We start from the raw sequence: 26,408 nt of genomic DNA on the forward strand, positions 1-26,408 counted from the left end.
ATTCCCGCGATAGGGTGGCGCAGGGGGCGTTTATGCTGTCGACTCCAAATTCTAACCTCGCGGAGGGAGCATGCTCGACAAACTGGACGCGGCTCTGCGCTTTGGCCAAGAGGCGCTGAACTTGCGCGCCCAGCGGCAGGAAATTCTGGCCGCCAATATCGCCAACGCAGACACGCCGGGTTATCAGGCGCGGGATATCGATTTCGCCAGCCAATTGAACAAAGTGCTGGAACAAGGGCGAGTCAACGGCAACGGCATGTCGCTGAACCTGACGGCGGCGCGCCACATCCCGGCGCAGACCCTGCAGCCGCCGCAGCTCGATCTGTTGTACCGGGTGCCGGACCAGCCATCGATGGACGGCAACACGGTGGACATGGATCGCGAACGCACCAACTTTGCCGATAACAGCCTGAAATATCAGACCGACCTGACGCTGCTCAACGGGCAGATCAAAGGGATGATGTCCGTGCTGCAACAAGGATAAGGCGCATGTCTTTACTGAACATTTTTGATATCTCCGGCTCGGCGCTATCGGCGCAATCCCAGCGCATGAACGTCAGCGCCAGCAACATGGCCAACGCCGACAGCGTGACTGGCCCGGACGGCGAGCCTTACCGCGCCAAGCAGGTGGTGTTCCAGGTCGCGGCGGCGCCCGGGCAGCCGACCGGCGGCGTGCGCGTCGCCCAGGTGGTGGACGATCCGGCGCCCGAACGTCTGGTGTATCAGCCGGGCAACCCGCTGGCGGACGCCAAGGGCTACGTGCGCATGCCGAACGTCGACGTGGTGGGGGAAATGGTCAACACCATCTCCGCTTCCCGCAGCTACCAGGCCAACGTCGAGGTGCTCAACACCACCAAGTCGATGATGATGAAAACCCTGACGCTGGGTCAGTAACCGGAGGTTCCCATGGCTATCGCCGCAACCACCAACGAGTCGTTGGACAACACCGTCATCGGTAACAACAGCAAAAATACCAACAGCCAGGATCTGCACAACAGCTTCCTGACGCTGCTGGTGGCGCAGTTGAAAAACCAGGATCCGACCAATCCGATGCAGAACAACGAACTGACTTCGCAGCTGGCGCAGATCAACACCGTTCAGGGCATCGAAAAGCTCAACACCACGCTGGGGTCGATCTCCGGCCAGATCAACAGCAATCAGTCGCTGCAGGCGACTGCGCTGATCGGTCACGGCGTAATGGTGCCGGGCAACAACATTCTGGTCGGCAGCAAGGACGGCAAGGTCAGCACCACGCCGTTCGGCGTGGAACTGGAGCGCGCCGCCGATCAGGTGACCGCCACCATCACCAACGCCAGCGGGCAGGTGGTGCGCACCATCGAAATCGGCGGCCTGACCGCCGGCGTACACGCCTTCACCTGGGACGGTTCGCTGGATGACGGCACCACCGCGCCTGACGGCGCCTACAAAGTGGCGGTTAACGCCAAAGGCAACGGCGAGCAGCTGGTGGCGCGCAGCCTGCACTTCGGGCTGGTCAACGGCGTGATCCGCGACGGCAACGGCGCCAAATTGGATCTCGGCCTGGCGGGCAACGCCACCCTGGAAGACGTGCGACAGATCTTATAACCCTAAGCATCAGGCTCAATCGGACGATAGCCTGACCACTATTCGGAGAATAACATGGCCTTTTCTCAGGCAGTCAGCGGCTTGAACGCGGCAGCAACCAATCTGGACGTGATCGGTAACAACATCGCCAACTCCGCGACCGCGGGCTTCAAATCCGGCAGCGTCTCCTTCGCCGACATGTTCGCCGGCTCGCAGGTTGGGCTGGGCGTCAAGGTGTCCGGCATCACCCAGAACTTCAAGGGCGGCACCACCACCGGCACCAGCCGTGCGCTGGATATCGCCATCAACGGCAACGGCTTCTTCCGCATGCAGGATAAAGACGGCGGCATCTTCTATACCCGCAACGGCCAGTTCAAGCTGGACGAGAACCGTAACCTGACCAACATGCAGGGCCTGCAGCTGACCGGTTATCCGGCGGCCGGTTCCCCGCCGACCATCCAGCAGGGCGCCAACCCAGTGCCGCTGAGCATTCCTGAAGGCATGATGAACGCCAAGGCATCCACTTCCGGCGAGATGGTGACCAACCTGAAGTCCACCCATAAGGTACCGGAGAACAAGACCTTCGATCCGACCAAACAGGACAGCTACAACTACGTCAACACCATTACCGCTTACGACTCGCTTGGCAACGCGCACAACATCAACGCCTACTTCGTCAAGACCGATGACAACAAGTGGCAGGTCTATACCCAGGACGGCAGCGCCGCGCCAGTGAACGCCGGCACCATGGAGTTCAGCACCAGCGGCAACCTGGTGAAAACCACCAGCACCAACGGCGCGCCGGGCGAGTTCAGCATGGTGATCCCGATGACTGCCAAAGACGGCGCACCGGCGCAAAACTTCACCCTGAGCTTCGCCGGCAGCATGCAGCAGAACGTGGGCAGCGACTCGGTGAGCAAAGTGGCGCAAGACGGCTATGCCGCCGGTGAATACACCAACTTCCAAATCAACAACGACGGCACCGTCGTGGGCATCTACTCCAACCAGCAGACCCAGGTGCTGGGCCAGATCGTCATGGCCAACTTCTCCAACCCGGAAGGGCTGGCGTCGCAGGGCGATAACGTTTGGCAGGAAACCGGCGCGTCCGGTCAGCCGCGCGTCGGTCTGTCGGGCGGTGGCGGCTTCGGTAAGCTGACCAGCGGCGCGCTGGAATCTTCCAACGTCGATCTGAGCCAGGAACTGGTGAACATGATCGTCGCGCAGCGTAACTACCAGTCCAACGCCCAGACCATCAAGACGCAGGACTCCATCCTGCAGACGCTGGTTAGCCTGCGCTAATAGGGCCGAGTTATGGATCACGCGATTTATACCGCGATGGGCGCGGCGCGCCAAACGCTGGAGCAGCAGTCCATCACCGCCAACAACCTGGCCAACGCGTCGACGCCGGGCTTTCGCGCCCAGCTCGCCGCATTGCGCGCGGTACCGGTCGACGGGCCGAGCCTGGCGACGCGCACGTTGGTGACCGCGTCGACGCCGGGCGCCGACATGAGCCAGGGGGCGCTGAACTACACCGCGCGTCCGCTGGACGTGGCGCTGCAGCAGGACGGTTTCCTGGCGGTGAGCCTGCCGGGCGGCGGTGAGGCCTATACCCGCAACGGCAACATTCAGATCTCCTCCACCGGGCAGTTGACGGTGCAGGGGCTGCCGGTGATGGGCGACGGCGGCCCGATCGAGGTGCCGCCGTCGGCGGAGATCACCATTGCGGCCGACGGCACCATTTCGGCGCTGAACGCCGGCGATCCGCCGAACACCATCGCGCAGATCGGCCGCCTGAAGCTGGTGAAGGCCGATGCGCGCGAAGTGATGCGCGGTGACGACGGGCTGTTCCGCCTGACGCCGGAAACCCAACAGCAGCGCGGCAATCAGTTGCAAAACGATCCGCAGGTGCGGGTGATGCCGGGCGTGCTGGAGGGCAGCAACGTCAAGCCGATGGAGACCATGGTCGACATGATCGCCAACGCCCGCCGTTTTGAAATGCAAATGAAGGTCATCCACAGCGTGGATGAAAACGAACAGCGTGCCAACTCACTGCTCTCATTGAGTTAAGCAGCAAGGAAATAACCGATGATTCCATCCTTATGGATTGCCAAAACCGGTCTGGACGCGCAGCAGACCAACATGGACGTGATCGCCAACAACCTGGCGAACGTCAGCACCAACGGCTTCAAACGCCAGCGTGCGGTATTTGAAGATCTGCTGTACCAGACCATGCGTCAGCCGGGGGCGCAGTCCTCCGAGCAGACCACGCTGCCTTCCGGCCTGCAGATCGGCACCGGCGTGCGCCCGGTGGCGACCGAGCGTCTGCACAGCCAGGGCAACCTGTCGCAGACCAACAACAGTAAAGACGTCGCCATCAAGGGGCAGGGTTTCTTCCAGGTGATGCTGCCGGACGGCACCCAGGCCTATACCCGCGACGGGTCGTTCCAGATCGATCAGAACGGCCAACTGGTGACCTCCAGCGGTTTCCAGGTGCAGCCGGCGATCACCATTCCGGCTAACGCGCTGTCCATCACCGTCGGCCGCGACGGCATCGTCAGCGTCACCCAGCAGGGGCAAACCGCCGCCCAGCAGGTGGGCCAACTGACGCTGACCACGTTCGTCAACGACAGCGGTCTGGAGAGCGTGGGCGAGAATCTGTACCAGGAAACCGAAAGCTCGGGTGCGCCGAACGAGAGCACCCCGGGGCTGAACGGCGCCGGTTTGCTGTATCAGGGTTACGTGGAAACCTCCAACGTCAACGTGGCGGAAGAGCTGGTCAACATGATCCAGACTCAGCGCGCGTACGAGATCAACAGCAAAGCGGTATCGACCTCCGATCAGATGCTGCAAAAGCTGACGCAACTGTAATCTGTCATTGACGGGTCCGGCTTGCCGCGCCCGTCATTCTCTTTCGTGAAACAAAGGCGATACCCGTGGTAACCACATATTCGATGGCAATCCTGCCGCGGCAGGGACAACGCTGGCTGGCGGGCATGGTGATGCTGACGCTGAGCGGCTGCGCCTATATCCCGCACAAACCGCTGGTGGACGGCGCGACCACGGCGCAACCGGCGCCGGCCAGCGCGCCGATGCCGAACGGCTCGATCTTCCAGACGGTGCAGCCGATGAACTACGGCTACCAGCCGCTGTTCGAAGACCGCCGTCCGCGCAACGTCGGCGACACCCTGACCATCGTGCTGCAGGAAAACGTCAGCGCCAGCAAAAGCTCCTCCGCCAACGCCAGCCGCAACGGCGCCAGCAAGTTCGGCGTCGCCACCTCGCCGCGTTACCTCGACGGCCTGTTGGGCAATGCGCGCGCCGATATGGACATTTCCGGCGACAGCACCTTCGGCGGCAAGGGCGGTGCCAACGCCAACAACACCTTCAACGGCACCATTACGGTGACGGTCAACCAGGTGCTGGCCAACGGCAACCTGCACGTGGTGGGGGAAAAGCAGATCGCCATCAACCAGGGCACCGAATTCATCCGCTTCTCCGGCGTCGTCAATCCGCGCACCATCAGCGGCAACAACTCGGTGACCTCGACGCAGGTGGCGGACGCGCGTATCGAATACGTCGGCAATGGCTATATCAACGAAGCGCAGACCATGGGCTGGCTGCAGCGCTTCTTCTTAAATGTTTCACCGTTCTAAGGATTGACTGATGCTGAAAAAATGGTTTATCGCGCTGTGCGTCGGGCTGGTGTGCTTGCCGGCGGCGGCGGAGCGCATCCGCGATCTGGTGACGGTGCAGGGCGTGCGAGACAACGCCCTGATCGGCTACGGCCTGGTGGTGGGGCTGGACGGCTCCGGCGACCAGACCATGCAGACGCCGTTCACCACCCAAAGCCTGAGCAACATGCTGTCGCAGCTGGGCATCACCGTGCCGCCGGGCACCAACATGCAGCTGAAAAACGTGGCGGCGGTGATGGTGACCGCCAAACTGCCGCCGTTCTCGCGCGCCGGGCAGAACATCGACGTAGTGGTTTCTTCGATGGGCAACGCCAAGAGCCTGCGTGGCGGCACCCTGCTGATGACGCCGCTCAAAGGCGTGGATAACCAGGTTTATGCGCTGGCGCAGGGCAACGTGCTGGTCGGTGGCGCGGGCGCGGCGGCCGGCGGCAGCAGCGTGCAGGTCAACCAGCTGGCGGGCGGGCGCATCAGCAACGGCGCCACCATCGAGCGTGAGCTGCCGACCACCTTCGGCAGCGGCGGCGTTCTCAACCTGCAGCTGAACGACGAGGATTTCACGTTGGCGCAGCAGATCAGCGACGCCATCAACCGCCAACGCGGCGGCGGCACCGCGACGCCGCTCGACGCCCGCACGATCCAGGTGCTGGTGCCGCAGGGCAACAGCTCTCAGGTGCGCTTCCTGGCGGAGATTCAAAACATTACCGTCAACGTCGGCGCGATGGACGCCAAAGTGATCATCAACTCGCGCACCGGTTCGGTGGTGATGAACCGCGATGTGATCCTCGACTCTTGCGCCGTCGCTCAGGGTAATCTGTCGGTGGTGGTCGATCGGCAGAACACCGTCAGCCAGCCGACGACGCCGTTCGGCGGCGGCCAGACGGTGGTGACGCCAAACACCCAGATCTCGGTGCAACAACAGGGCGGATCGCTGCAGAAAGTGAACGCCAGCGCCAACCTGAACAACGTGATCCGCGCGCTGAACGCGCTGGGCGCCACGCCGATCGACCTGATGTCGATCCTGCAGGCGATGCAGAGCGCCGGCTGTCTGCGCGCCAAGCTGGAAATCATCTGATGGCCGGCGATCTGATGGCGATGTCGGGTGCGGCCTATGACGCCCAGGCGCTGAACGGCCTCAAGCGCGACGCGGCGGCCGACCCGCAGGGCAACCTCAAGCAGGTGGCCCAGCAGGTGGAAGGCATGTTCGTGCAGATGATGCTGAAAAGCATGCGTTCCGCCTTGCCGCAGGACGGGGTATTGAGCAGCGATCAAACGCGGCTCTATACCTCGATGTACGACCAGCAAATCGCCCAGCAGATGTCGCAAAAAGGGCTGGGGCTGGCGGACATGATGGTCAAGCAGATGAGCAATGCCAACGCGGTGCCGAGTGAAACGGCGGGCCTGTCGCCGATGGCGTTGGACAACGAGGTGCTGCAAACGCTGCCGAACCAGGCGCTGGAGCAGATGGTGCGCCGCGCGATGCCGAAAGCTCCGCCGGCCGCCGCGCCGCTGTCGCTCAACAACGGCAACTTCGTCGCTCGTCTGTCGATACCAGCGAAGGTGGCCAGCCAGCAGAGCGGCATTCCGCATCAGCTGATCGTCGCGCAGGCGGCGCTGGAGTCCGGCTGGGGGCAGCGCGAGATCCCGACCTCAGACGGCACGCCGAGCTACAACCTGTTCGGCATCAAGGCCGGCGGCAGCTGGAATGGGCCGGTGACGGAGATCACCACCACCGAGTTCGAACAGGGTGCGGCGAAGAAGGTGAAGGCGAAGTTCCGCGTTTACGGTTCGTATGTCGAAGCGATCGCCGATTACGTCAAACTGCTGACCAACAACCCGCGCTACGCCGACGTGGCCGCCGCGCGCAGCCCGGAGCAGGCGGCGCATGCGTTGCAGCGCGCCGGATACGCCACCGACCCGCAGTACGCCAGCAAACTGGTCAGCGTGATCCAGCAGATGAAGAGCGCGGGGGAACAGGCGGTCAAAGCCTATACCCACGATCTGAAAGAGTTGTTCTAAATCCCCGTCATGCTTGTCGCCTTGCTGCGGCGCCAATTATTGAGGGGATAGGCGGTAATGAAGGCTGGCTGGAGGCTGACCGCATTGCCGCTTTTTTTCCTCAAGTTCTTCTCATTTTTGCCGATAACCGAGACAGGCTGAGCGAACAGGCTCAGCAGCTCAATTTGAACCCTGTGGGCCACCGGCGCCGCAGCATAAGGAATTCCGATGTCCAATAGCTTAATCAATACCGCGATGAGCGGGCTGAATGCGGCTCAGGTGGCGCTCAGTACCGTCAGCAACAACATCTCCAACTACAACGTGGCGGGCTATAACCGCCAGACCGCGATCCTGGCGCAGAACGGCGGCATGGCCACCATGAGCGGCTTTATCGGCAACGGCGTCACCGTCACCAGCGTCAACCGCGAGTACAACCAGTTCATCACCAACCAGCTGCGCGGCGCACAGAGTTCGTTCGGGGCGCAAAACGCCTATTACGAGAAGATTTCGCAGATCGACAACCTGTTGGCGAGCAAAACCAACCCGCTGTCGACCAACATGCAGGATTTCTTCACCAACCTGCAGAACCTGGTGAGCAACGCCGGTGACGACGCCGCGCGCCAGACGGTGCTGGGCAAGGCCAACGGCCTGGTGAACCAGTTCAACAACACCGACAAATTCCTGCGCGACATGGACAGCGGCGTCAATCAGCAGATCAGCGATACGGCGCAGCAGATCAACAGCTACAGCCAACAGATTGCCAAGCTTAACGACGAGATCACCCGTTTGCGCGGCAGCGCCGGCGGCGAGCCGAATGCGTTGCTGGATCAGCGCGATCAGCTGGTTACCGAGTTGAACCAGCTGGTGGGCGTACAGGTCACGCAGCAGGACGGCGACGCCTATACCGTCTCCTTCGCCAACGGTTTGACCCTGGTGCAGGGCAGCAACACCTATCAGGTGGAAGCCGTGCCTTCCAGCAGCGATCCTTCCCGTCTGACCATCGGTTATAACCGCGGCAACGGCGCCAGCGAAGTGCCGGAAGGCCAGATCACCAGCGGCACGCTGAGCGGCGTGCTGAAATTCCGCAGCGAGACGCTGGACGGCGTGCGCAATCAGCTGGGCCAGTTGGCGTTGGCGATGGCGGACAGCTTCAACCAGCAGCATCGCGCCGGTTTCGACCTGAACGGCGATGCAGGCGGCGACTTCTTCAGCTTCAGCGGCGGCCGGGTGGTGGATAACACCCGCAACACCGGCGATGCGTCGCTGTCGGTCGCTTACACCGACACCGGCAAGGTGAAGGCCAACGATTATCGCGTCGAGTTCGACGGCAGCAACTGGCAGGTCAGCCGCCTGCCGGACAACGTGAAAGTCAACGCCACGCCGGGCACCAGCGCCGACGGCAAACCGACGCTGAACTTCGACGGGCTGGAAGTGAGCATCGACGGCAATGCGCAGGCCAAAGACAGCTTCACCGTGAAGCCGGTCAGCGACGTGGCGGGCAATCTGAAAGTGGCCATCACCGATTCATCCAAGATCGCCGCCGCCGGTAAAGACGACAGCGGCCGCGGCGATAACGAAAACGCCAAGAAGCTGCTGGATCTGCAAACCAAAAACCTGGTGGACGGCAAGGCGACCCTGAGTGGCGCTTACGCCGGCATCGTCAGCGGCGTCGGCAACCAGACCGCTGCCGCCAAGGCCATCGCCACGTCGCAGGCCAAGATCGTGACGCAGCTGGGCGCGCAACAGCAGTCGATGTCTGGCGTTAACCTCGACGAAGAGTACGGTGAGCTGCTGCGTTTCCAGCAGTACTACATGGCCAACGCGCAGGTGATCCAGACCGCCAGCTCGCTGTTCGATGCGCTGCTGAATATTCGTTGATTTTATTGTTAACCGGCGCCGATAACGGCGCCGGCCGCTCAGAGTAAGGAACCCACAGCATGCGCATGAGCACCAGCATGATGTACCAACAGAACATGAACGGCATCACGGGCAACCAGTCGCTGTTCATGAAGGCCGCCGAGCAGCTTTCCTCGGGCAAGCGGGTGATCAACCCGTCCGACGATCCGCTGGCGGCGTCGCGCGCGGTGATGTTGTCGCAGTCGCAGGCGGAAAATAGCCAATACACGCTGGCGCGCACTTTCGCTCGCCAAAGTGTGTCGATGGAAGAAACGGTCTTGGCCGGCGCAACGTCCACCATCGCGGACATGAAGGCGCTGATCGTCAGCGCCGGCGGCACCGAAAGCGATAACGACCGTCAGTCGCTGGCCACCCAGCTGCAGGGGCTGAAAGATCAGCTGCTGAACCAGGCCAATAGCACCGACGGCAACGGCCGCTATATGTTCGGCGGATACGTGAACGACAAGGCGCCGTTCGTCGACAACGGTGGCACCGTCAGCTATCAGGGCGGCGACAAGACGGTTCAGCAGAAAGTGGACGCCAACCGCACCATGACCATCGGCCATACCGGCAACGCGGTGTTCATGTCGTTGACCAGCAATCCCAAGCCTGAGCCGGACGGCAGCACGCCGGTCAGCAACGTGTTCGAGAGCATCGATACCGCGCTGAACGCGCTGAAAACCCCGCTGCAGGGCGCCGATGAGGCCACCAGGCAGCAGGTGAACGATGCGCTGGCGAAAGCCAACCGCGGCCTGGACAACTCTTACAACAACGTGCTGAGCGTGCGCGCCGAGCTGGGCAGCCAGCTGCAGGAAATGGATCAGCTGGACAGCATCGGCAAAGAGCGCGACATGACCAACCAGGTCCAGATGAGCGCGTTGACGGATGCCGATCTGGCCGAGTCTATTTCGTCTTACTTTATGCAGCAGGCGGCGCTGCAGGCGTCGTATAAAACCTTCAGCGATATGCAGGGCATGTCGCTGTTCCAGATGAATCGTTAAGAGCAATACCCCGTTGCCTGACCGCGACGGGTTTCCCTTTAGTGCGCTTAGAAAATACCCTCTCCGCCCCGCGGGGAGGGAGGCTTCTTGAAACCGGGCGCACTCGTTTGGCGCGTCGCTTGTTCTCCCACTACTGACTGAGTGACGCGCCTTTTTTTGTCTGCGTGTTCCCATTCACCTTAAGCGTCAGCGGAAAGGCACGCCGCGATCGTTGCCGGACCCTTTAGTGCATTGACTGCCTATGTTGACAAAGGCTGAGGCCGCCGCAGTGCCAATCGCACTGCCGTTACGGCTGGCCAGCGCGTCGGCCATGGCAATGGCACCGGTAACCACAGCGCCGGTACAAGGATCCTGAAATAGCCCATAGCCTTTCGCCGCCCAATTAGGCTGGAAGCCGTTCGCCTGCGCACCGTAGGAGCTTCGGCTATAGTCGCGATCTCGGTCGCCGCCGTTATTGCCGTCACCGGTGCCGCCCATCCGTTGCATTTCTTCTCTGGTCAGTTCTTTCAACATAGGTCGATCTCCTGTTAACGCGACTTCGCGCTATTTTTAGGGTTGTTGTTTTTGATTTGAGGCTTGGGGCTTGCATTGAGCAGCCACCGTATGGGTTTGCAGATATACTCGGCCAGTTTTAATGACCCGAACAAAGTAAACAGGATGATGACAAACCTATCGACGCCAGGCGGCAGAACAAACAAACCCCATGAAAAGCCCAACGTGTTTAAAATGGTGCTCATGATCAAGAGGGCAATGCCGGAGATAAATAAATCACTCAGCTGAAATTGTATCTTCATATTTACACCGATTATATTTTGGTGAGGTTTGCAGCGTGCTGTCTGCAAGGTCGTTCTCAATATAACGCTGGGGGAATAAGGGGCGAAATCGATTTTTCTTGTCAGCGGATAAATAAGAGGTGTGAGTAAATCAAATTATTAATGCATTATCTCTAAATTTAGCGTGGCAGCGAGGGCGACGTGCTGCATTATTTCATTCCTGACAATGAAATGCACAGGATGTCGACATGGCTTGCCGACGGGTGATCAATGCCGGTTACGGCAGGAGCCGGGTTGCCGTTCCGGTGCAGCGTCGAATGGCGCAGCAGAGGCCGGATACGGGCGCAACCCGGAGTGTTTTGCTAAAAACCGTACGGTATTATTTCTTTTTCTTCACCACTTTCCATTTGCCGCCGTCGGCCGTCTCGGAAAACGAAACTCTAAACTTGTTGCTTTTCCAGTGGGTCAAACCGAATAACCGGCGTGCTTTGCGGTTGCTTTTCGCTTTAATCATGATCTCGCTCCTGTGGTTAGCAAAGGTCGATGCTGCGCCCTGCAGCCGGCGGGCGCCGGACGCATTTATTCTGGGTGTCAGTTATCTGCCGCGCATTTAACAATACGTGACTGCATTATTCTTATTTTTTACTCGAGATAAACGTACTTTATCGCTGCGAAAAATAAGGGGGTGCAAGGCGATATTTTTTGTTACCGGGTCTATTCTAGGCCGGGGTTTTATTTATTCAAGCCGCCGGAGACATTTGAACCTTAATCCGGATAAAAGGCATTTCTCAGGCTTTTGTCCCAAGAAAGCGTTTTTATTGCCATTTTGTCTCAGGCGAAAACGGGGGAAGGAAGGGGCGGCGCAGGGACTTAGAAGGTCATGCCGCCGATCACCGCCGCCAGCCGATCGAAGATTTCACCGAACAGATGCTCGCAGAACGGCGCCAGCATCGGCATCATCATGCCCAGCGTCATGATGCCGAAGGTCATGGTGACCGGGAAGCCGATCACGAAGACCGACAGCTGCGGCGTCATGCGGTTGAGCAAGCCGAGCGCCATGTTCAGCGTCAACAGCAGGCAGATCAGCGGCAGCGCCAGCATCATGCCGTTGATGAAGATCAGCGAGCCGACCTGGGTCAGCACCAGGAAGCCGTTGCCGTTCAGCGGCTGCGTTTGGACAGGCAGGGTGTGGAAGCTGTCCGCCAGCAGCGAAATCAGCCACAGATGGCCGTCGAAGCTGAGGAACAGCAGCATCGCCAGCAGGTTGAGCAGGCGCGCCAGCACCGGCATGTTCGGGCCGCCGCTGGGATCGAAGAAGGTGGCGAACGACAGGCCCATCTGCATGCCGATCACTTCGCCCGCCAGGCGCACCGCCGCAAAGGCGAACTGCATGGTCAATCCCAGCGCCACGCCGATCAGAATCTGTTGAATTGCGAGCCACAGGCCGGCGGCGGAGAAGATCGGGATATTGCTGGCGGGCAGCGTCGGCGCGATCAGGATGACGATCAGCCCGCCAAGGCCGATTTTGACCTTTTTGCCGATTTGCTTTTCGCTGAATATCGGCGCGGTGCTTATCAGCGCCAGAATGCGCAGCAGCGGCCAAAAATAGTGGCTGAGCCAGACGGTGAGCTGGGCGCTGTCGAAGGCGAGCACGGTCAGCCGATCAGGGTGGGCAGGTTGCTGAACAGGGTGCGCATGTAGTCCAGCAGCAGGTTCAACATCCAGGGGCCGGCGATGATGATGGTGGCCACCACCGCCAGAATTTTGGGGATGAACGACAGCGTCATTTCGTTGATCTGGGTGGCGGCCTGCAGCAGGCTGACCACCAGGCCGCTGATCAGCGCCGCCAGCAGCAGCGGGGCGGCCAGCGCCAGCGCCACTTTCATCGCCTCGGTGCCGAGCGCCATAACCGATTCAGGTGTCATCTCGCGTTCTCCGATCGGGGGTTACGAATAGAAGCTCTGCGCCAGCGAGCCGAGCAGCAGCTGCCAGCCATCGACCAGCACGAACAGCATCAGCTTGAACGGCAGCGAGATGGTGGCCGGGGGCACCATCATCATCCCCAGCGCCATTAGCACGCTGGCGACCACCAGGTCGATAATCAGGAACGGAATGAACACCGTAAAGCCGATCTGGAAGGCGGTTTTCAGTTCGCTGGTGACGTAGGCGGGCAGCAGGATGCGCATCGGCACCGCCTCCGGGCCGGCCAGCGGCGGCTGATTGGCCAATCTGGCGTACAACGCGAGATCGGTTTCGCGCGTTTGGCGCAGCATGAATTCGCGCAGCGGCTGCGCGCCTTTATCCAGCGCGACCTCCAGCCCGATCTTGTCCTGGCTGAACGGCAGGTAGGCGTCCTGATAGACCTTGTCGAACACCGGCGACATGATGAAGAAGGTCAGGAACAGCGCCAGCCCCAGCATCACCTGGTTCGGCGGCGCCGACGGGGTGCCCAGCGCGTTGCGCAGCAGGCCGAGCACGATGATGATGCGGGTGAAGCTGGTCATCATCAGCAGCATGGCGGGCAGGAAGGTCAGCGAGGTCAACAGCACCAGCGTCTGCACCGGCAGCGACCAGCTTTGGCCGCCGTTGGCCAGCGGCTGGCTGATCAGCCCCGGCAGTTGCGCCAAAGCTGCCGGGCTGATGAACAGCAGGGCGGCAGGGAGCCAAACCGCCGGACGGCGGACGAGGGTATGAAGAGTCGAGGTCATGCCGATTTTTCCGGGCGTTTCAGAACTTTTTGCATCAGTTGGCGGAAGTCCGCCGGCGTCGCCGCGTCGGCCGCGCCTTCGTCTTTCGTCGGGGCGGGCAGGGTGTGCAGCGGGGTGATCTGCTGGGCGGTGACGCCCAATACCAGCAAGGTGTCGTCGACTTCCACCACCACCACGCGCTCGCGCTGCCCGACCTGGCAACTGGCGCGCAGGTTGAGCAGCTTGTTGTTGCGCGCCTGCGGGGCGAAGCCCAGCCGGCGGAACAGCCAACCGGCCAGCAGGATCAGCAGCAGAATGCCGCCGAGCGCGCTGCTGACCTGCATCAACACCGAACCGGCCGGCAAGGCCGGCGCGGCGGGTGGTTGGCTGCTTTGGACGGTAACGGGCGCCGCGACGGTCATCAGCGGCTCAGTCGACGCATGCGTTCGGACGGGGTGATGATGTCGGTGATGCGCACGCCGAACTTGTCGGCCACCACCACCACTTCACCTTGTGCGATCAGGTAACCGTTGATCAGGATGTCCAGCGGCTCGCCGGCCAGGCCGTCCAGCGCTACCACCGAGCCTTGCGACAGGCGCAGCAGCTCTTTGATGGTCATCTTGGTGCGCCCCAGTTCCACGGTCAGCTTGACCGGAATATCCAGGATCAGGTCGATATCCTGCAGGCTGCCGAGCGCATCCTGAGCTTCCAGCGACTTGAACACCCCTTCGGTGCTCGCGCCGGATTTCTCTGAGGACTGCTGCTCGTTAAACGCATCAGCCCACAGATCGTCTACGGATTCCTTTCCTTCGCCAGACGGTTGCTTAGGATCACTCATTGGGCTGTTCCTCACTCAGAGCATTCAAAATAGGGTTAATCAAATGTTCAACACGCAGGGCATATTGCCCGTTCAACGTGCCGTATTGGCTGGTCAGCACCGGTACGCCGTCCACATGGGCAATCAGGCGTTCCGGCTTGTCTATCGGTAATACATCGCCCGGCTGCAGCTTCAGGACTTTCGACAGCCGCATCGGGATATCGACGAAGTTGGCGATAAGCTCCAGTTCGGAGTGTTGCACCTGCTTCACCAGGGTTTCGCGCCAATGGCTGTCTTCCTGCCGCGAGTTTTCCAGCGGCGGGTTGGTCAACAGCTCGCGCAGCGGCTCAATCATGGCGAACGGAATGCAGATGTTGAACTCGCCGGTCAGCGCGCCGATCTCCACCTGGAACGGCGTGGTGACCACGATATCGTTCGGCGAAGTGGTGATGTTGGTGAACTTCACCTGCATTTCGGCGCGCACGTACTCCACGTCGATCTTGTAGATGGCGCTCCAGGCGTCGCCGTAGGCGTCCAGCGCCAGGCGCAGCATGCGCTTGATCACCCGCTGTTCGGTCGGGGTGAACTCGCGGCCTTCGACCTTGGTCGGGAAGCGGCCGTCGCCGCCGAACAGGTTATCGACGGCGATGAACACCAGGCTCGGCGCGAACACGAACAGGGCGGTGCCGCGCAGCGGGTTCAGATGCACCAGGTTCAGGTTGGTCGGCACCGGCAGGTTGCGGGCGAACTCGTGATACGGCTGGATTTTGATCGGGCCGACGGTAATGTCCGGGCTGCGGCGCAGCAGGTTGAACAACCCCATGCGGAACTGCCGGGCAAAACGTTCGTTGATGATTTCCAGCGCGTGCAGACGCTCGCGCACCACGCGGCGCTGGGTGGTCGGATCGTAAGGCTTGACCTCGCTCTCTTTGCCGACTATCGCTTCGGGTTCATCACCCGCGCTGTCGCCGTTGAGCAAGGCGTCGATCTCTGCCTGTGAAAGAATGCTGTCGCCCATAGTGATTACCGCAGTATGAAGGCGGTGAACAGCACATCGCTGACCACCTGCTTCGGTTGTCCCTTAACCAGCGGCGGGCTGAGCACGTCCTTAATCTGCGCCACCAACCGTTGCTTCCCTTGTTCATTGGCCAGCTGGCTCGCTTCCTGGCGGGAGAGCAGCATCAGCAGACGGCTGCGCACTTCCGGCAGAAAATCGTTCAGCTGACGGCGGGTACTTTCGTCCGGCAGACGCAGCGTGAGGCCGATGTACAGCACGCGATCCGGGTTGTTGTCCGGCGTCACCAGGTTGACGGTAAAGGTGTCGAGCGGCATGAACACCGGCGCGGCCGGCGGTTGCTGTTTGGCGGCGGCCGGTTCGGCGCCGTTTTTATGCTGTTGCAGCAGCCACCAGCTGTAGCCCGCGGCGCCACAGGCGACGACGCTGATCAACACCAGCAGGATGACCAGAAGGGAGCGTTTCGGTGCTGCGGGAAGGGTGTTCTGAGACATAGCCAAATCTAATTCCTGTTGTTATACCCGTCGTCTTTCAAGCCGCAGCGTTGTTGGCTGCACGCACTTACCCCAGTCACTTACTTGAGTAAGCTCCTGGGGACTCATGCGCTGGCCGCCTAGCTGCAACTTGAAATCCATAGGGCATATATACTTGATATTTCAAGCTGCAACCGAGTATCTCGCGGATATCGGGTACATAGCGCGTATAAAAGCCGCACGCACGACATAATTTACCCAAAATAATTGGGGCTGCATCGCGGCGGCAAATTTGTAAGTCCCCAGGAGCATAGGTAACTATGTGACTGGGGCGCGCAAATGCAGCCAACAAAGATGCAGCTTCAAGTATGACGGGTAAAGGTATTATCGCGTCTATTGCGGCGTGCAATAGCCTGAATAGACGCGGAAATGGGTGCCAGCTTGGGCGTTTGCGGCGGCTCAGGCGAAAATATCGACGCCGTTGACCGCACTGGCCATGCGCTGCAGCGCCACCGGTGCGCTGACGCCCTCGGCGGCCGCAGTGTCACCGCCATGATGTTCCGCATAGCTGGCACGCCCCTGGCCGTTGGAAGCCTGCTGGTGCGCCTGTTGCTGCCATTGCGGCGTGGACTCGCCGCCCACGCTGCTTTGCCCCAGGTTGATGCCGCTCTCCGCCAGCGCGTGACGCAGCTGCGGCATCGCCGCTTCCACCGCCGCACGCACCTGGCCGTGAGCGGAGGCGATGTGCAGCTGCGCCTGCTGATCGTCCAGCTTCAGCGTGATCTGCAGGGCGCCCAGTTCCTGCGGGTGCAGGCGCAGCTCGGCGCTCTGCTGGCCGTTGCGGTGGAACATCAGCACCTGTTGGCTCAACGCCTGCTGCCACTCCGGGCTGCCCAGCTGCGCGTTGAGCTGCGGCGCAGGCGGCGCGGTCACCAGTGCGCTGGCCGGGGCGGCGGTTTGCGTCGGGCTGGCGGCGGTCAGGGCGACGGCGTGATTGAGCGGCGGCTGCTGTGGCGTATCGCCCGCCTGTAGCGGTTGTGCGGTGCTTGCGCGTTCGCCGTTGGCTGGTTGCGGGAGCGCCGCCGTGGCGTTATCGCCGTCGGCGGCAGGCGTTTTCGCGCCCGTCGGCGACGGAGCAGGGGATGCCGATGAATGTGTGGCGGTTTTATCACCGGCCGCCGCGATGTTCAGCAGGCCGTTGCCGGGCTGCAACGCAGTCGCCTCGTCAGCGCTTTCCACCGGCAGCGAGCGTTGGCCTTCGGCTGGCTGAGTCTGGGCGACGATCGCGGCCGGCAGCATGGCGTACAGCGCCTGCAGCGTAGCGGCATCCAGCTCTTTGGCGGCGGCGATCGGCGGCTGCGCCGGTTTGTCGCCGGCGGCGGGCGCTTCGCCCTCGGCGCCCTCAGGCGAAAGCGCGTTGGCTACGGTTGTCGGGTTCTGCAGCAGGCCGCCGCGCTCGCCGAAGGTGGCCAGCAGCTGATTGAGCTGGTTGCGGCTCAGGGCCGGGGCGCGTTCTTCGTCCGCGCTCAGCGCGACCGGCGGCTGTTTGCCGTCGGCGGCGGGTGCGAAACGGGCGCCGAGCAGCTGGGCGAAAGCGGACGACAGCTGGCTTTCATCCAGCGCCGAGGTCAGTTCGGCCAGGCCGCCGGCGTCGCCGGGTAAGGCCAGGCCGGGCAGGGCGTTCAGATTCATGGGTTGATATTCCTTTGTGCACTGCGTTGAGCGAACTCATCCATCAGTTTTTGATCCCGTTTGTTCTCCTGCTGCTGCTCCGCCGTTATGGCGCGGGTATGCAGGGTCTCGAAAGCGTTCAACCGCTGTTGTTTGTCTTGCCATTGCTTCACCGCATGATCCACTTTCTGCCCCCACTGCAGCAGCTGCTGGCGGTGCTGGTCGATGGCCTGTTCCAGCGTGCCGATAAACTGCTGGTAGTTTTGCCAGCGTGAGCTGTCCATGCCGTCGCAGAGCGTATGATTCAGCTTCTGGCGGTATTCGTCCTGATAGTTGAGCAGCATCGACAGCTGTTGCTCCGCCGCCTGCTGCGCCTGCCGTACCTGGCCCAGCTGTTGCGCGGCCTGTTCCACCGCATCCTGCGCCAGATCGCGCAGGGTAATCAGGGGTGACTGTGATTTCATCGCTGTGCGCCTCTGGTGACGTTAAACAATCAACTGCTGCAGCTGTTGACAGGCTTCATCGTAGCCGCTGCGTTCAAAGATGCCCTGTTGCAGGTAAGCTTCCATTTGCGGATACAGCGTCATCGCTTTGTCCAGCAACGGATCGCTGCCCGCCGCGTAGGCGCCGACGCTGATCAGATCGCGGTTGCGCTGATAGCTGGCCAGCATCTGTTTGAAGGTGCGCACCCGGCGGTAATGCTCTTCGTCGATCAGCGACGTCATGGCGCGGCTGATTGACGCTTCGATGTCGATCGCCGGGTAGTGGCCGGCTTCCGCCAGGCGCCGGGACAGCACCACGTGACCATCGAGGATGGCGCGCGCCGAGTCGGCGATCGGGTCTTGCTGATCGTCCCCTTCGGTCAACACGGTGTAGAAGGCGGTGATGGAACCGCCGCCGCTGATGCCGTTGCCCGCGCGTTCCACCAGCGCAGGCAGCTTGGCGAAGACCGACGGCGGGTAGCCTTTGGTCGCCGGCGGCTCGCCGATGGCCAGGGCGATCTCACGCTGCGCCATGGCGTAGCGGGTGAGGGAATCCATGATCAGCAACACATGCTGCCCGCGATCGCGGAAATCTTCGGCGATGCGGGTGGCGTAGGCCGCCCCCTGCATGCGCAGCAGCGGCGAGACGTCCGCCGGCGCGGCGATCACCACCGATCGCGCTCGGCCTTCGGCGCCGAGAATGTTCTCGATAAAGTCTTTGACCTCGCGGCCACGCTCGCCGATCAGGCCAACGACGATCACATCCGCTTGGGTATAACGGGCCATCATGCCAAGCAGCACGCTCTTGCCGACGCCGGAGCCGGCGAACAGGCCCATGCGCTGGCCGCGGCCGACGGTCAGCAGGCCGTTGATGGTGCGCACCCCCACGTCCAGCACCTGTTCGATCGGCGTGCGCTGCAAGGGGTTGAACGGCGCGGTGATCAGCGGCGCGCGGTAACCGGTTTCCGGTGAAGGCAGGCCGTCGAGCGGTTTGGCGCTGCCGTCCAGCACCCGCCCCAACAGGGCCGGGCCGAGCGGCAGCTGTTTGCCGGCGCTTTGGCCTTCCGGCGCGATGCGGGCGTAAACCCGCGCGCCCGGCACGATGCCTTCCACCTCTTCCAGCGGCATCAGGAACAGCCGCTGGCCGTTGAAGCCGACCACTTCGCTTTCCACTTCCTGCACCTCACCGGCGTCGTGCCGTTCGATGAGGCAGGTCGCGCCGAGCGGCAGCTGCAGGCCGGTGGCTTCCAACACCAATCCGGTGGCGCGGGTCAGGCGACCGTAGCGGCGCACCATCGGCGCGCGCGCGATGCGTTTTTCCAGCGTATCCAGAGAGCTCAGCCAGCGGCCGAGACGCGCGGTCATCAGACTTCTCCCGGTGCCGCCAGGCGGCACAGTTCATGCCAGCGCGTCGCCAGGCTGGCGTCGAGATCGCCTTCTTCGGCGCTGACCTTGCAGCCGCCCGGATGCAGTTCGCCGTCCGCCAGCAGGCGCCAGCCGTGCAGGCTGAGGGTGACCCCCAGCTGCTGCTCGACGCGCGAGTAGTCGTCCGGGTGTACCCGCAGCTGCGGCTTGCCGTTGAACATCGGTTCCTGCTGGATCAGCTGTTGGATCTGCGCCAGCAGGGCGGTGCCGTCGCACACCGGCGGCTGGCCCAGCACCTGCTTGGCGGCGGTCAGCGCCAGCTGCATCAGCCGCGAAGCGATCACGCTGTCGAGCGCGTCCAGCGTGTGCTGGAATTCGGTGACCAGCTGCTGCCAGTGGGCGGTCAGCGGCTGTTGCTGCTGTTGCACTTCCAGCAGCCCTTGCTGGCGGCCTTCCTCCAGTCCGGACTGAAAACCGGCCTCATAGCCTTTTTGCTGGCCGTCGGCATAGCCCACCTGCTGGCCCTGTTGCTCCGCCTGCAGGCGCAGCGTCGCCAACTGCTGCTGCAATTCGGCCTGTGCGTCCGGCGACGGATCGTCAAGTTCGAGATCCGGCAACTGCGGCAGTTCGATCGCCGGTTTCTGTTCGCCCAGATCGTTGAGCGACCAGGGCTGCCAGGGCAGGGTGTTAATGCGATCAGACATAGGTGTCCTCGCCGCCGCCGATGATCATTTCGCCGCTTTCCGCCAAGCGTCTCACCACCAGCAGGATGGCTTTCTGCTCGTTCTCCACCTGCGACATGCGCACCGGCCCACGGTTGGCCAGATCGTCGCGCAGGATGTCGGCGGCGCGTTGCGACATGTTCTTGAGGAACTTCTCGCGCAGCGGCTGCTCGGCGCCTTTCAAGGCGATCAGCAGCGACTCGCCTTCCACTTCCTGTAGCAGGCGTTGGATACTGCGATCGTCGACTTCCACCAGGTTTTCGAACAGGAACATCTCGTCGATGATCTTCTGCGCCAGCTCGCCGTCGTATTCGCGCATCGCGTCGATGACCGCTTCTTCCTGCTGGGTTTTCATCAGGTTGATGATCTCGGCGGCGGTGCGCACCCCGCCCATTTTACTGCGCTTGAGGTTCTGGCCGTCGAGCAGGTTGTTCAGCACTTCGGTCAGCTCCGCCAGCGCCGCCGGCTGCACGCCGCCGAAGGTGGCGATACGCAGCATGACGTCGTTGCGCAGGCGTTCGTCGAACAGGGCCAGGATATCCGCCGCCTGGCCGCGTTTGAGGTGCACCAGGATAGTGGCGATGATCTGCGGGTGTTCGTCGCGGATCAGATCGGCGGCGCTCTGCGGCTCCATAAAGTTGAGCGTTTCCATGCCGGTGGTGGTCTCGCGCGATTCGAGAATGTCTTCCAGCAGGCTGGCGGCGCGCTCTTCGCCCAGCGCCTTGACCAGCACCGAACGCAGGTAGTCGCTGGCGTTGACGCTCAGCGCCGCGTATTGCTCGGCGTCGTCTTCGAACTCGGTCAGTATTTCGCCGAGCTGTTTGTGTGAAACCTGGCTCATGCCGGCCATGGTGCCGCTCAGCAGCTGTACTTCGCGCGAGGAGAGGTGTTTGAACACCTCCGCCGCGCGATCTTCACCCAGCGTCATCAGCAGGATGGCGCTTTTGTCGGTTCCGGTCAGGCTCATATCTCGTTACTCATCCATTGGCGGATTACCAGAGCGACCACGCGTGGGTCTTTGTCAGCCAGATCGCGGATCCGCTGGCTCTGGACTTCTGCGCTGACGCGCTGCTGCGATTTACGACGCTGCGCCAGCTCCTCGTTGCTCGGTTTGCTGCTGTCGACCGCTTTGGCGGCAGGGGCGTTGGCGGCGGCGGCGGCGGCCTGTTGCGCCGCCTGGCGCTGTTGCAGCTGCGGCCGCACCAGTTTGCGCCACAGCAGCCAGGCCACCAGCAGCACCAGCAGATAGCGGCCCGCGTCGATCAGGCGATCGATAAACGACTGGCTTTGCCAGAACGGCAGTTCGCCACCGGTCACCTGAGTGTCGGTAAACGGCGTGTTGACCACGTTCAGGGTATCGCCACGGCTGCTGGAGTAGCCCATCGCTTCACGCACCAGCGCTTCGATCTGCGCCAGCTGCTCTTTGCTCATCGGCTGTGGTTTGCCGTCTTTATCGGTGCCCAGATAGTTGACCACCACGGCGACCGACAGACGCTGCACGGTGCCGGCTTTTTGCTGGGTGTGACGAATGGTGCGGTCGAGCTCGTAGTTGGTGGTCGCGTCGCGACGGGTATTTTGCGGCACGCCGTTGGCCGCCGCGCTGCGGGTGGTCGCGGCATTTTGCGCGGTCGCGTTGGCATTGGCATTGTTGCCTGCTGCGGTGGCCGGCTTGGCGGTCTCAATCGGCGCGGTGGCCGGCGCGCTCGGCTGATTGGACAGCGCGCCCGGCACGCCGCCCACCTGTGGCCCGCCGATCTGCTCGCTCAGGCTGGTTTGCTGAGAGCGGATAGCGGCTTTGTCCGGCTGCTGGTTCGGCTGGTACTGTTCATCGGTTTGTTCGCGAGTGGCGAAGTCGATCTGTGCCGTGACCTGCGCACGCACGTTGGCGCTGCCGACCACCGGGGCGAGGATCGCTTCGATGCGGCGCTGGAAGCCGTTTTCCACTTCGTTGGCGTATTTCAGCTGCGAGGCGTTGAGATCGCGCCCGGTGCCGTCGGACTGCGTCAGCAGGCGCCCGGCCTGATCGACTACGGTCACGTTGCCCGGCGGCAGGCCGGCGACGCTGCTCGACACCATATAAACGATGGCGTTGATCTGGCCGTCGTCCAACGCACGGCCGGGTTGCAGGGTCAGCGTCACCGACGCGGAAGGGGATTTCTGTTCGCGCACGAACAGCGAAGGTTTAGGCAGCGCCAGGTGAACGCGGGCGTTTTGCACCGGCCCCAGCGATTCGATAGTGCGCGACAGCTCGCCCTCAAGGGCGCGCTGATAGTTGATCTGTTCGCTGAATTGGCTGATGCCGAATTTTTCCTGATCCAGCAGTTCGAAGCCGACGGCGCCGCCCTTCGGCAGCCCTTGCTGCGCGAGGCGCAGGCGGGTTTCATGCACCTTTTCCGCCGGGATCAGCAGCGCTGCGCCATTCTCGGCGAAGCGGTAAGGGATATTCATCTGCGTCAGCTGGGTGACGATGGCGCCACCGTCGCGGTCGTTCAGATTGCTGTACAGCACGCGGTAGTCAGGGCTTTTCACCCACAACAGCAGCGCGACAACGATGGCGATCGCGGCGGAGGCGGCGACCAGCAACGGAATTTTCGGGTTGGCGCGCAGACGATTCCAGATGGCCTGCAGGCCGTTGTCGCGGCTTTCGCCGGCGGTTATCGAAGCACTCATTTTAGGTCTCGTCCTTCAATGGCGCTCACGATCCCGTATGGGCCGCTGAGCAGCTCCCTGCCAGGCTGATGAACGGTATGGTTAGCGTTGTGTGACAAAACAGACTCCCTGATACACATATCTTCTAAATAGCGGCGCTCCCATTTCTGGGCAGGCCATTATTCGCCTTATCAGACGATTCCGATTGCCCGATAAGCCGGGTTTTTTGCAGTTAATTAGCCGCTTTAGGTCTGAAAACGCTGTGCTAGGGTGTGCATCATTGGAGAAGTGCAGGGTGAAACGTCACCCGGCGAGACGAGATGATTGAGGACCAGATGGCGATTCAGGGCATTGAAGGGGTGCTGCAGCAGATGCAGACCATGGCGGTTCAGGCCGGCAAGATGGGGCAGAATACGGCGCCGCAGGGCGTCAGCTTCGCCAGCGAACTGACTGCGGCGCTCGGCAAGATCAGCGAGACCCAGCAAACGGCGCGCAAGCAGGCGCAGGATTTCGAACTGGGCGTGCCGGGCATCAGCCTGAACGATGTGATGGTCGATCTGCAGAAATCATCGGTCTCGCTGCAGTTGGGCGTGCAGGTGCGCAACAAGCTGGTCGCGGCCTACCAGGACATCATGAATATGCCGGTGTGATGGTGTAAAGGTGCTGATATTAAAAGGAAATATTACTCGTTAATAGCATTATGGGGCACTGGTGGGGCAAAATCCTTTAATTTCTGGTTCAACAGGTTTATCTGGTCATGGTTGTTTTCCGCCATCCATGAGCCATAAACCTGGTAAACCATCTGGGCAGAAGCATGCCCCATTTGCTGAGCAATAAAGTTTGGGTTTGCGCCAGCGGACAGTGACCAGCATGCGTAAGTATGCCGTGATTGGTAGGCCTTTCTATGCCTGATGCCAGCTCGCCGGAGTGCTGCATCCCAGCTCTGCCCGATGGAACCTTCCGAATAATGATGCCCGCTCCTACCATTGGTAGCTGTTATGCTTGGGTTAAAAACAAACGTGCATTTGTGGCTAACCGTTTTACCGTACTCGCGAAGAGAAACAGTGATGTCATACGCTCTACCAAGCCGGGTTAATTCAGCCTGATCACGCAAGGCATCGATTGCTGGCTGAACAAGCTGAACTACGCGATCGGTTCCTGCTGCAGTCTTAGGCAGCTTAAACTGACCATTCTTTATGAGGTTTCTGCGAACGGTGATACTTCCTACATGAAGATCTATATCCTCCCAGCTCAGCGCGCATAGTTCGCCATGACGAAGTCCTGTGTATACAGCTATTGACCAAAGGTTGCGAGTTTGTCTTATCTTTATCGCATCCATCATGCGCAGAAACTCTTCGCGTGAAAGCGGGTCAGGTAGCGGCTTCGACTTTGTTAACGGTGAAATGTTAGCGGTTGGATCAGAAGAAACATATCCATTGGCAAGTGCAAAGCGGAACATTGATACAAGGCAACCGATATAGCCGTTAACTGTCGACACTGAACGGCCTCTCTTGGCACTCTTATGCCCATGCCCAATAGCTTGAAATCCGGTAAGCATCTCTTTCCTGGCGACCAAAATATCTTCTTGCCTGACTGATGATGCCAGCCTGTTGACACCGATGAATGGCAGAGTATTTGCTATCTTCGACTCATACTTACCCTTTGTGCTTGCAGCTAATTCCATTTCCTTAATAGATAGCCACTTTTCAGCAAGCTGGTTTAAGGTTATTTCATTCCTTTCTATTCCAAACTTCGCCAAGTTACGCGAGTTAGGAAACCTATCTGCATAGTCAAATCGCCCTGTCTTTATGTCGTAACAAATCGCCGCTCTTAGATCACCCGCTATCCTCCTATTTTTTGCCGTGTCAGGAACGCCAAGCGCCTCCCTAACTCGCTCGCCTTTATACATGAACCAAATGCGCAAGAACCCTCCGTGGTTCTCTACGCCAGTTGGATATGCAGCCATAGAATTCTCCTTTCTGTTGTCGGATGGCTATTTAAGCAGATTTGCGTCTCTTGGTCGCCGGAGGCTGCCTCTCTATCCAGCGATCCACTTCTTCTCGGTTATAGAAGCATGGGCTGTTGTCGCGTGGCTGGCTGTCTGGTGCGACGTGCCGATACTCCTTGCCCTCCATCCATGAGGTTTCTCTTGCTGTTTTTATAGTGTTATGTTTCAGTCCGGTAACAGCCATAAGAACTGATTCAGACACCCATTTGTTTGGCATCAGATTGATTACTTCGCTCATTGTTATTCCTGAAATATTATTGAATGGTTATATTTGAAGGGGTGTTATATTCGTGAGATGACTGTTCGGCGATCAGCTTCACGCCTGGCTTAACGATCTGCTCGAGAATCGCCATCTTACCGGCATACTCTTCATCATCAGCCGCGCCGAGATAGATGGTGATCATGCGGCCACCAAGGATGAGTAGGGCGCTTTGTTTTGTTCTCATGCGACACCTCGTTGCCTGTCTGCTTTTATCCGGCGTTCGTAGTCTTCGGCGCAGCTATCGCCAAGGCAGAAATTACCTTTGCTGATAGTCTCTCCACACCAATAACAGCGGCCAGTAAACACCATTGACGGTTTAGGCCGGTTGGATAAGGCAGCGAGGATAATCAGCTCTTCTTGTTCTTGTGCGTTGTCGATGATGTCAGCCATGTTTAACTCCTAATCCTAAAATGTTCTCGACATCATCAGCGCCACAGCCGGATGCCATGATTGCTTGACCTTCATGCAGGAATACTCGAACAGGAGCAGGCATAACGCCGGTGCGCTCCCATAGTGCTTGATGAAGTTTCTGCTGCAATGCATCCGTGCTAACGCGCCCGTCAGTGAAATAGGCGCGGGGAATCCTGACGCTGATAGTGTCCATAGTGGTTACTCCGCTTGGAGATGAGGTAATAAAAAACCCGCCGAAGCGGGTTCATGTCAGTTGGTTGGGTTTACTTCTTGCTGAATGATTACCTTAGAATCAATCAGGCTTAGGTGATGCGCCTATCATGGCTTTATATATACCAGGGCCGGTTGGAATCTTGTTCTTTGATCGATATCTTTTGCTTGCCAGCCTCTGTTCTGATGAAGGTTCTACTGGAACCAGTCTCCACATGCGGTCCAGCGTGTATCCGTCTTCCGTCAGCTCTACTTTCATTTTAATTCCTATTGTCACACAAGCTCAAAGTCATCATCGAACGTTGCAAAGTTTAGCTCTGCAGCGCGCATCTCGAGGATAAATTTGATGCCGTCATGCAGTGAAGTGGGCCGATCATACTCCAGAACGAAGCGATCGTGATAGGTGCGTCCTAGCCAGTACCCGCCGCCGTATTCCTTTAGGCGCTGGAAGAACACCCAGCCACCTTCTTTGGGATACTCCAGCGTCTCGCCGCGGTAAACGACATGATAGCCGCTGTCGTTTTTCGTAGTCATAACTCACACCATAAAAATACTGTTCATGCATACAGTATAATTATGGCTGTATGTTAGTCAATTCCCACCCTCCGGCGCTGCAGGTAATGGCATCCAGTGGGTAACAGCGCTGTCACACCACTCATGGTTTCTATCGTTCCAGATGCAAACTCGCTGCTGAATAACGCTAGGTTTCTCTTTCC

General features: G+C 60.5%; 36 protein-coding genes. 12 read left to right on the forward strand and 24 right to left on the reverse strand.

All coding sequences use genetic code 11. From position 1 onward, the window contains the following. The first annotated feature begins 70 nt into the window (after positions 1–70). The 9 genes from flgB to flgJ all read left to right on the forward strand — a co-directional run bounded on the left by flgB (position 71) and on the right by flgJ (position 7,271). Positions 71–484, forward strand: a complete 414-nt coding sequence (flgB, locus tag ACJ8HN_RS02980; RefSeq protein WP_033634995.1) for a flagellar basal body rod protein FlgB — start codon at positions 71–73, stop codon at positions 482–484. A 5-nt stretch (positions 485–489) separates the two neighbouring features. After that, positions 490–894, forward strand: a complete 405-nt coding sequence (flgC, locus tag ACJ8HN_RS02985) for a flagellar basal body rod protein FlgC (RefSeq protein ID WP_004934826.1) — start codon at positions 490–492, stop codon at positions 892–894. Between the two features lie 12 nt (positions 895–906). After that, positions 907–1,584: a flagellar hook assembly protein FlgD gene (flgD, locus tag ACJ8HN_RS02990; RefSeq protein WP_033634994.1), complete on the forward strand. Its 678-nt coding sequence runs from the start codon at positions 907–909 to the stop codon at positions 1,582–1,584. A 54-nt stretch (positions 1,585–1,638) separates the two neighbouring features. Next, complete coding sequence (gene flgE, locus ACJ8HN_RS02995) at positions 1,639–2,862, forward strand: flagellar hook protein FlgE (protein ID WP_033634993.1); 1,224 nt, start codon at positions 1,639–1,641, stop codon at positions 2,860–2,862. Positions 2,863–2,874: 12 nt separating this feature from the next. Next, positions 2,875–3,630 carry a flagellar basal body rod protein FlgF gene (locus ACJ8HN_RS03000; protein WP_033647783.1) on the forward strand — a complete coding sequence of 252 codons (756 nt, stop codon included), beginning with the start codon at positions 2,875–2,877 and terminating at the stop codon, positions 3,628–3,630. 18 nt (positions 3,631–3,648) lie between these two features. After that, complete coding sequence (gene flgG / locus ACJ8HN_RS03005) at positions 3,649–4,431, forward strand: flagellar basal-body rod protein FlgG (protein WP_004934819.1); 783 nt, start codon at positions 3,649–3,651, stop codon at positions 4,429–4,431. Positions 4,432–4,514: 83 nt separating this feature from the next. Then, complete coding sequence (gene flgH / locus ACJ8HN_RS03010; RefSeq protein ID WP_004934817.1) at positions 4,515–5,216, forward strand: flagellar basal body L-ring protein FlgH; 702 nt, start codon at positions 4,515–4,517, stop codon at positions 5,214–5,216. 10 nt (positions 5,217–5,226) lie between these two features. After that, a complete protein-coding gene (locus ACJ8HN_RS03015; RefSeq protein WP_004934816.1) occupies positions 5,227–6,327 on the forward strand; it encodes a flagellar basal body P-ring protein FlgI in 1,101 nt (366 codons plus the stop codon). Then, on the forward strand, positions 6,327–7,271 hold the full coding sequence (gene flgJ, locus ACJ8HN_RS03020; protein WP_033634991.1) for a flagellar assembly peptidoglycan hydrolase FlgJ: 945 nt from the start codon (positions 6,327–6,329) through the stop codon (positions 7,269–7,271). The genes ACJ8HN_RS03015 and flgJ overlap by 1 nt, the downstream gene beginning before the upstream one ends. Here the strand turns inward: flgJ and ACJ8HN_RS03025 are convergent. Continuing rightward, entirely contained in the window at positions 7,268–7,486 is a 219-nt protein-coding gene (locus tag ACJ8HN_RS03025; RefSeq protein WP_039565507.1) for a hypothetical protein, read from the reverse strand. The two genes, flgJ and ACJ8HN_RS03025, sit on opposite strands and share 4 nt — an antisense overlap. Here ACJ8HN_RS03025 and flgK point away from each other — a divergent pair. Both flgK and flgL read left to right on the forward strand, forming a co-directional pair. Next, complete coding sequence (gene flgK / locus ACJ8HN_RS03030; protein WP_033634988.1) at positions 7,479–9,128, forward strand: flagellar hook-associated protein FlgK; 1,650 nt, start codon at positions 7,479–7,481, stop codon at positions 9,126–9,128. The two genes, ACJ8HN_RS03025 and flgK, sit on opposite strands and share 8 nt — an antisense overlap. A 59-nt stretch (positions 9,129–9,187) precedes the next feature. Next, positions 9,188–10,147, forward strand: a complete 960-nt coding sequence (gene flgL / locus ACJ8HN_RS03035; protein WP_442523029.1) for a flagellar hook-associated protein FlgL — start codon at positions 9,188–9,190, stop codon at positions 10,145–10,147. A 186-nt stretch (positions 10,148–10,333) separates the two neighbouring features. Here flgL and ACJ8HN_RS03040 read toward each other — a convergent pair whose 3' ends face one another. From ACJ8HN_RS03040 to fliF, 16 genes are all read right to left on the reverse strand, one after another. After that, entirely contained in the window at positions 10,334–10,660 is a 327-nt protein-coding gene (locus ACJ8HN_RS03040; RefSeq protein ID WP_442523030.1) for a hypothetical protein, read from the reverse strand. Positions 10,661–10,674: 14 nt separating this feature from the next. Then, entirely contained in the window at positions 10,675–10,941 is a 267-nt protein-coding gene (locus tag ACJ8HN_RS03045; protein WP_039565514.1) for a hypothetical protein, read from the reverse strand. 358 nt (positions 10,942–11,299) lie between these two features. After that, the gene (gene sra / locus ACJ8HN_RS03050; RefSeq protein WP_442523031.1) at positions 11,300–11,434 is read right to left on the reverse strand and encodes a stationary-phase-induced ribosome-associated protein; all 135 of its coding nucleotides are present in this window, start codon (positions 11,432–11,434) and stop codon (positions 11,300–11,302) included. A 356-nt stretch (positions 11,435–11,790) separates the two neighbouring features. Beyond that, positions 11,791–12,573, reverse strand: coding sequence for a flagellar biosynthetic protein FliR (gene fliR / locus ACJ8HN_RS03055; protein WP_442523032.1), 783 nt, complete (start codon positions 12,571–12,573; stop codon positions 11,791–11,793). Between the two features lie 2 nt (positions 12,574–12,575). After that, complete coding sequence (gene fliQ, locus ACJ8HN_RS03060; protein WP_004934803.1) at positions 12,576–12,845, reverse strand: flagellar biosynthesis protein FliQ; 270 nt, start codon at positions 12,843–12,845, stop codon at positions 12,576–12,578. Between the two features lie 21 nt (positions 12,846–12,866). Then, on the reverse strand, positions 12,867–13,628 hold the full coding sequence (fliP, locus tag ACJ8HN_RS03065; protein WP_025303257.1) for a flagellar type III secretion system pore protein FliP: 762 nt from the start codon (positions 13,626–13,628) through the stop codon (positions 12,867–12,869). Next, complete coding sequence (gene fliO, locus ACJ8HN_RS03070) at positions 13,625–14,029, reverse strand: flagellar biosynthetic protein FliO (RefSeq protein ID WP_442523033.1); 405 nt, start codon at positions 14,027–14,029, stop codon at positions 13,625–13,627. Before fliO ends, fliP begins: the two co-directional genes overlap by 4 nt. Then, the gene (gene fliN / locus ACJ8HN_RS03075) at positions 14,029–14,445 is read right to left on the reverse strand and encodes a flagellar motor switch protein FliN (RefSeq protein ID WP_004934799.1); all 417 of its coding nucleotides are present in this window, start codon (positions 14,443–14,445) and stop codon (positions 14,029–14,031) included. Before fliN ends, fliO begins: the two co-directional genes overlap by 1 nt. After that, positions 14,438–15,442 (reverse strand): flagellar motor switch protein FliM, encoded by a 1,005-nt coding sequence (gene fliM, locus ACJ8HN_RS03080; protein WP_033634981.1) that lies wholly within the window; start codon positions 15,440–15,442, stop codon positions 14,438–14,440. The genes fliN and fliM overlap by 8 nt, the downstream gene beginning before the upstream one ends. Positions 15,443–15,447: 5 nt before the next feature. Then, positions 15,448–15,933, reverse strand: coding sequence for a flagellar basal body-associated protein FliL (gene fliL / locus ACJ8HN_RS03085; protein ID WP_033634980.1), 486 nt, complete (start codon positions 15,931–15,933; stop codon positions 15,448–15,450). 438 nt (positions 15,934–16,371) lie between these two features. Beyond that, positions 16,372–17,604 (reverse strand): flagellar hook-length control protein FliK, encoded by a 1,233-nt coding sequence (locus ACJ8HN_RS03090; RefSeq protein WP_442523034.1) that lies wholly within the window; start codon positions 17,602–17,604, stop codon positions 16,372–16,374. Further along, entirely contained in the window at positions 17,601–18,047 is a 447-nt protein-coding gene (gene fliJ, locus ACJ8HN_RS03095) for a flagellar export protein FliJ (RefSeq protein ID WP_047571550.1), read from the reverse strand. The genes ACJ8HN_RS03090 and fliJ overlap by 4 nt, the downstream gene beginning before the upstream one ends. Before the next feature lie 21 nt (positions 18,048–18,068). Continuing rightward, a complete protein-coding gene (gene fliI, locus ACJ8HN_RS03100) occupies positions 18,069–19,430 on the reverse strand; it encodes a flagellar protein export ATPase FliI (protein ID WP_033634977.1) in 1,362 nt (453 codons plus the stop codon). Continuing rightward, positions 19,430–20,134: a flagellar assembly protein FliH gene (fliH, locus tag ACJ8HN_RS03105; RefSeq protein ID WP_442523035.1), complete on the reverse strand. Its 705-nt coding sequence runs from the start codon at positions 20,132–20,134 to the stop codon at positions 19,430–19,432. The genes fliI and fliH overlap by 1 nt, the downstream gene beginning before the upstream one ends. Then, on the reverse strand, positions 20,127–21,119 hold the full coding sequence (fliG, locus tag ACJ8HN_RS03110; protein ID WP_033634975.1) for a flagellar motor switch protein FliG: 993 nt from the start codon (positions 21,117–21,119) through the stop codon (positions 20,127–20,129). Before fliG ends, fliH begins: the two co-directional genes overlap by 8 nt. Further along, positions 21,116–22,822, reverse strand: a complete 1,707-nt coding sequence (gene fliF, locus ACJ8HN_RS03115) for a flagellar basal-body MS-ring/collar protein FliF (protein ID WP_442523036.1) — start codon at positions 22,820–22,822, stop codon at positions 21,116–21,118. Before fliF ends, fliG begins: the two co-directional genes overlap by 4 nt. Positions 22,823–23,136: 314 nt before the next feature. Here fliF and fliE point away from each other — a divergent pair, with 314 nt between their 5' ends. Next, positions 23,137–23,451: a flagellar hook-basal body complex protein FliE gene (fliE, locus tag ACJ8HN_RS03120; protein ID WP_033638515.1), complete on the forward strand. Its 315-nt coding sequence runs from the start codon at positions 23,137–23,139 to the stop codon at positions 23,449–23,451. A gap of 32 nt (positions 23,452–23,483) precedes the next feature. On the opposite strand, the gene ACJ8HN_RS03125 is transcribed toward fliE, so the two are convergent. From ACJ8HN_RS03125 to ACJ8HN_RS03155, 7 genes are all read right to left on the reverse strand, one after another. Beyond that, the gene (locus tag ACJ8HN_RS03125; RefSeq protein WP_442523037.1) at positions 23,484–24,767 is read right to left on the reverse strand and encodes a tyrosine-type recombinase/integrase; all 1,284 of its coding nucleotides are present in this window, start codon (positions 24,765–24,767) and stop codon (positions 23,484–23,486) included. A 31-nt stretch (positions 24,768–24,798) separates the two neighbouring features. Further along, positions 24,799–25,047, reverse strand: a complete 249-nt coding sequence (locus ACJ8HN_RS03130) for an excisionase family protein (protein WP_071883560.1) — start codon at positions 25,045–25,047, stop codon at positions 24,799–24,801. A 16-nt stretch (positions 25,048–25,063) separates the two neighbouring features. Continuing rightward, entirely contained in the window at positions 25,064–25,255 is a 192-nt protein-coding gene (locus ACJ8HN_RS03135; protein ID WP_442523038.1) for a hypothetical protein, read from the reverse strand. Next, positions 25,252–25,461, reverse strand: a complete 210-nt coding sequence (locus ACJ8HN_RS03140; RefSeq protein WP_060429112.1) for a hypothetical protein — start codon at positions 25,459–25,461, stop codon at positions 25,252–25,254. The genes ACJ8HN_RS03135 and ACJ8HN_RS03140 overlap by 4 nt, the downstream gene beginning before the upstream one ends. Next, entirely contained in the window at positions 25,454–25,675 is a 222-nt protein-coding gene (locus ACJ8HN_RS03145; RefSeq protein WP_060437150.1) for a hypothetical protein, read from the reverse strand. The genes ACJ8HN_RS03140 and ACJ8HN_RS03145 overlap by 8 nt, the downstream gene beginning before the upstream one ends. 290 nt (positions 25,676–25,965) lie before the next feature. Beyond that, a complete protein-coding gene (locus tag ACJ8HN_RS03150) occupies positions 25,966–26,226 on the reverse strand; it encodes a hypothetical protein (protein ID WP_442523039.1) in 261 nt (86 codons plus the stop codon). Positions 26,227–26,283: 57 nt separating this feature from the next. Beyond that, positions 26,284–26,388, reverse strand: coding sequence for a DUF551 domain-containing protein (locus tag ACJ8HN_RS03155; RefSeq protein WP_442523543.1), 105 nt, complete (start codon positions 26,386–26,388; stop codon positions 26,284–26,286). Positions 26,389–26,408 lie beyond the last annotated feature (20 nt).

The sequence above is a fragment of the Serratia sp. CY29653 genome, from assembly GCF_052169255.1.
GTDB classification, from domain to species: domain Bacteria; phylum Pseudomonadota; class Gammaproteobacteria; order Enterobacterales; family Enterobacteriaceae; genus Serratia; species Serratia sarumanii.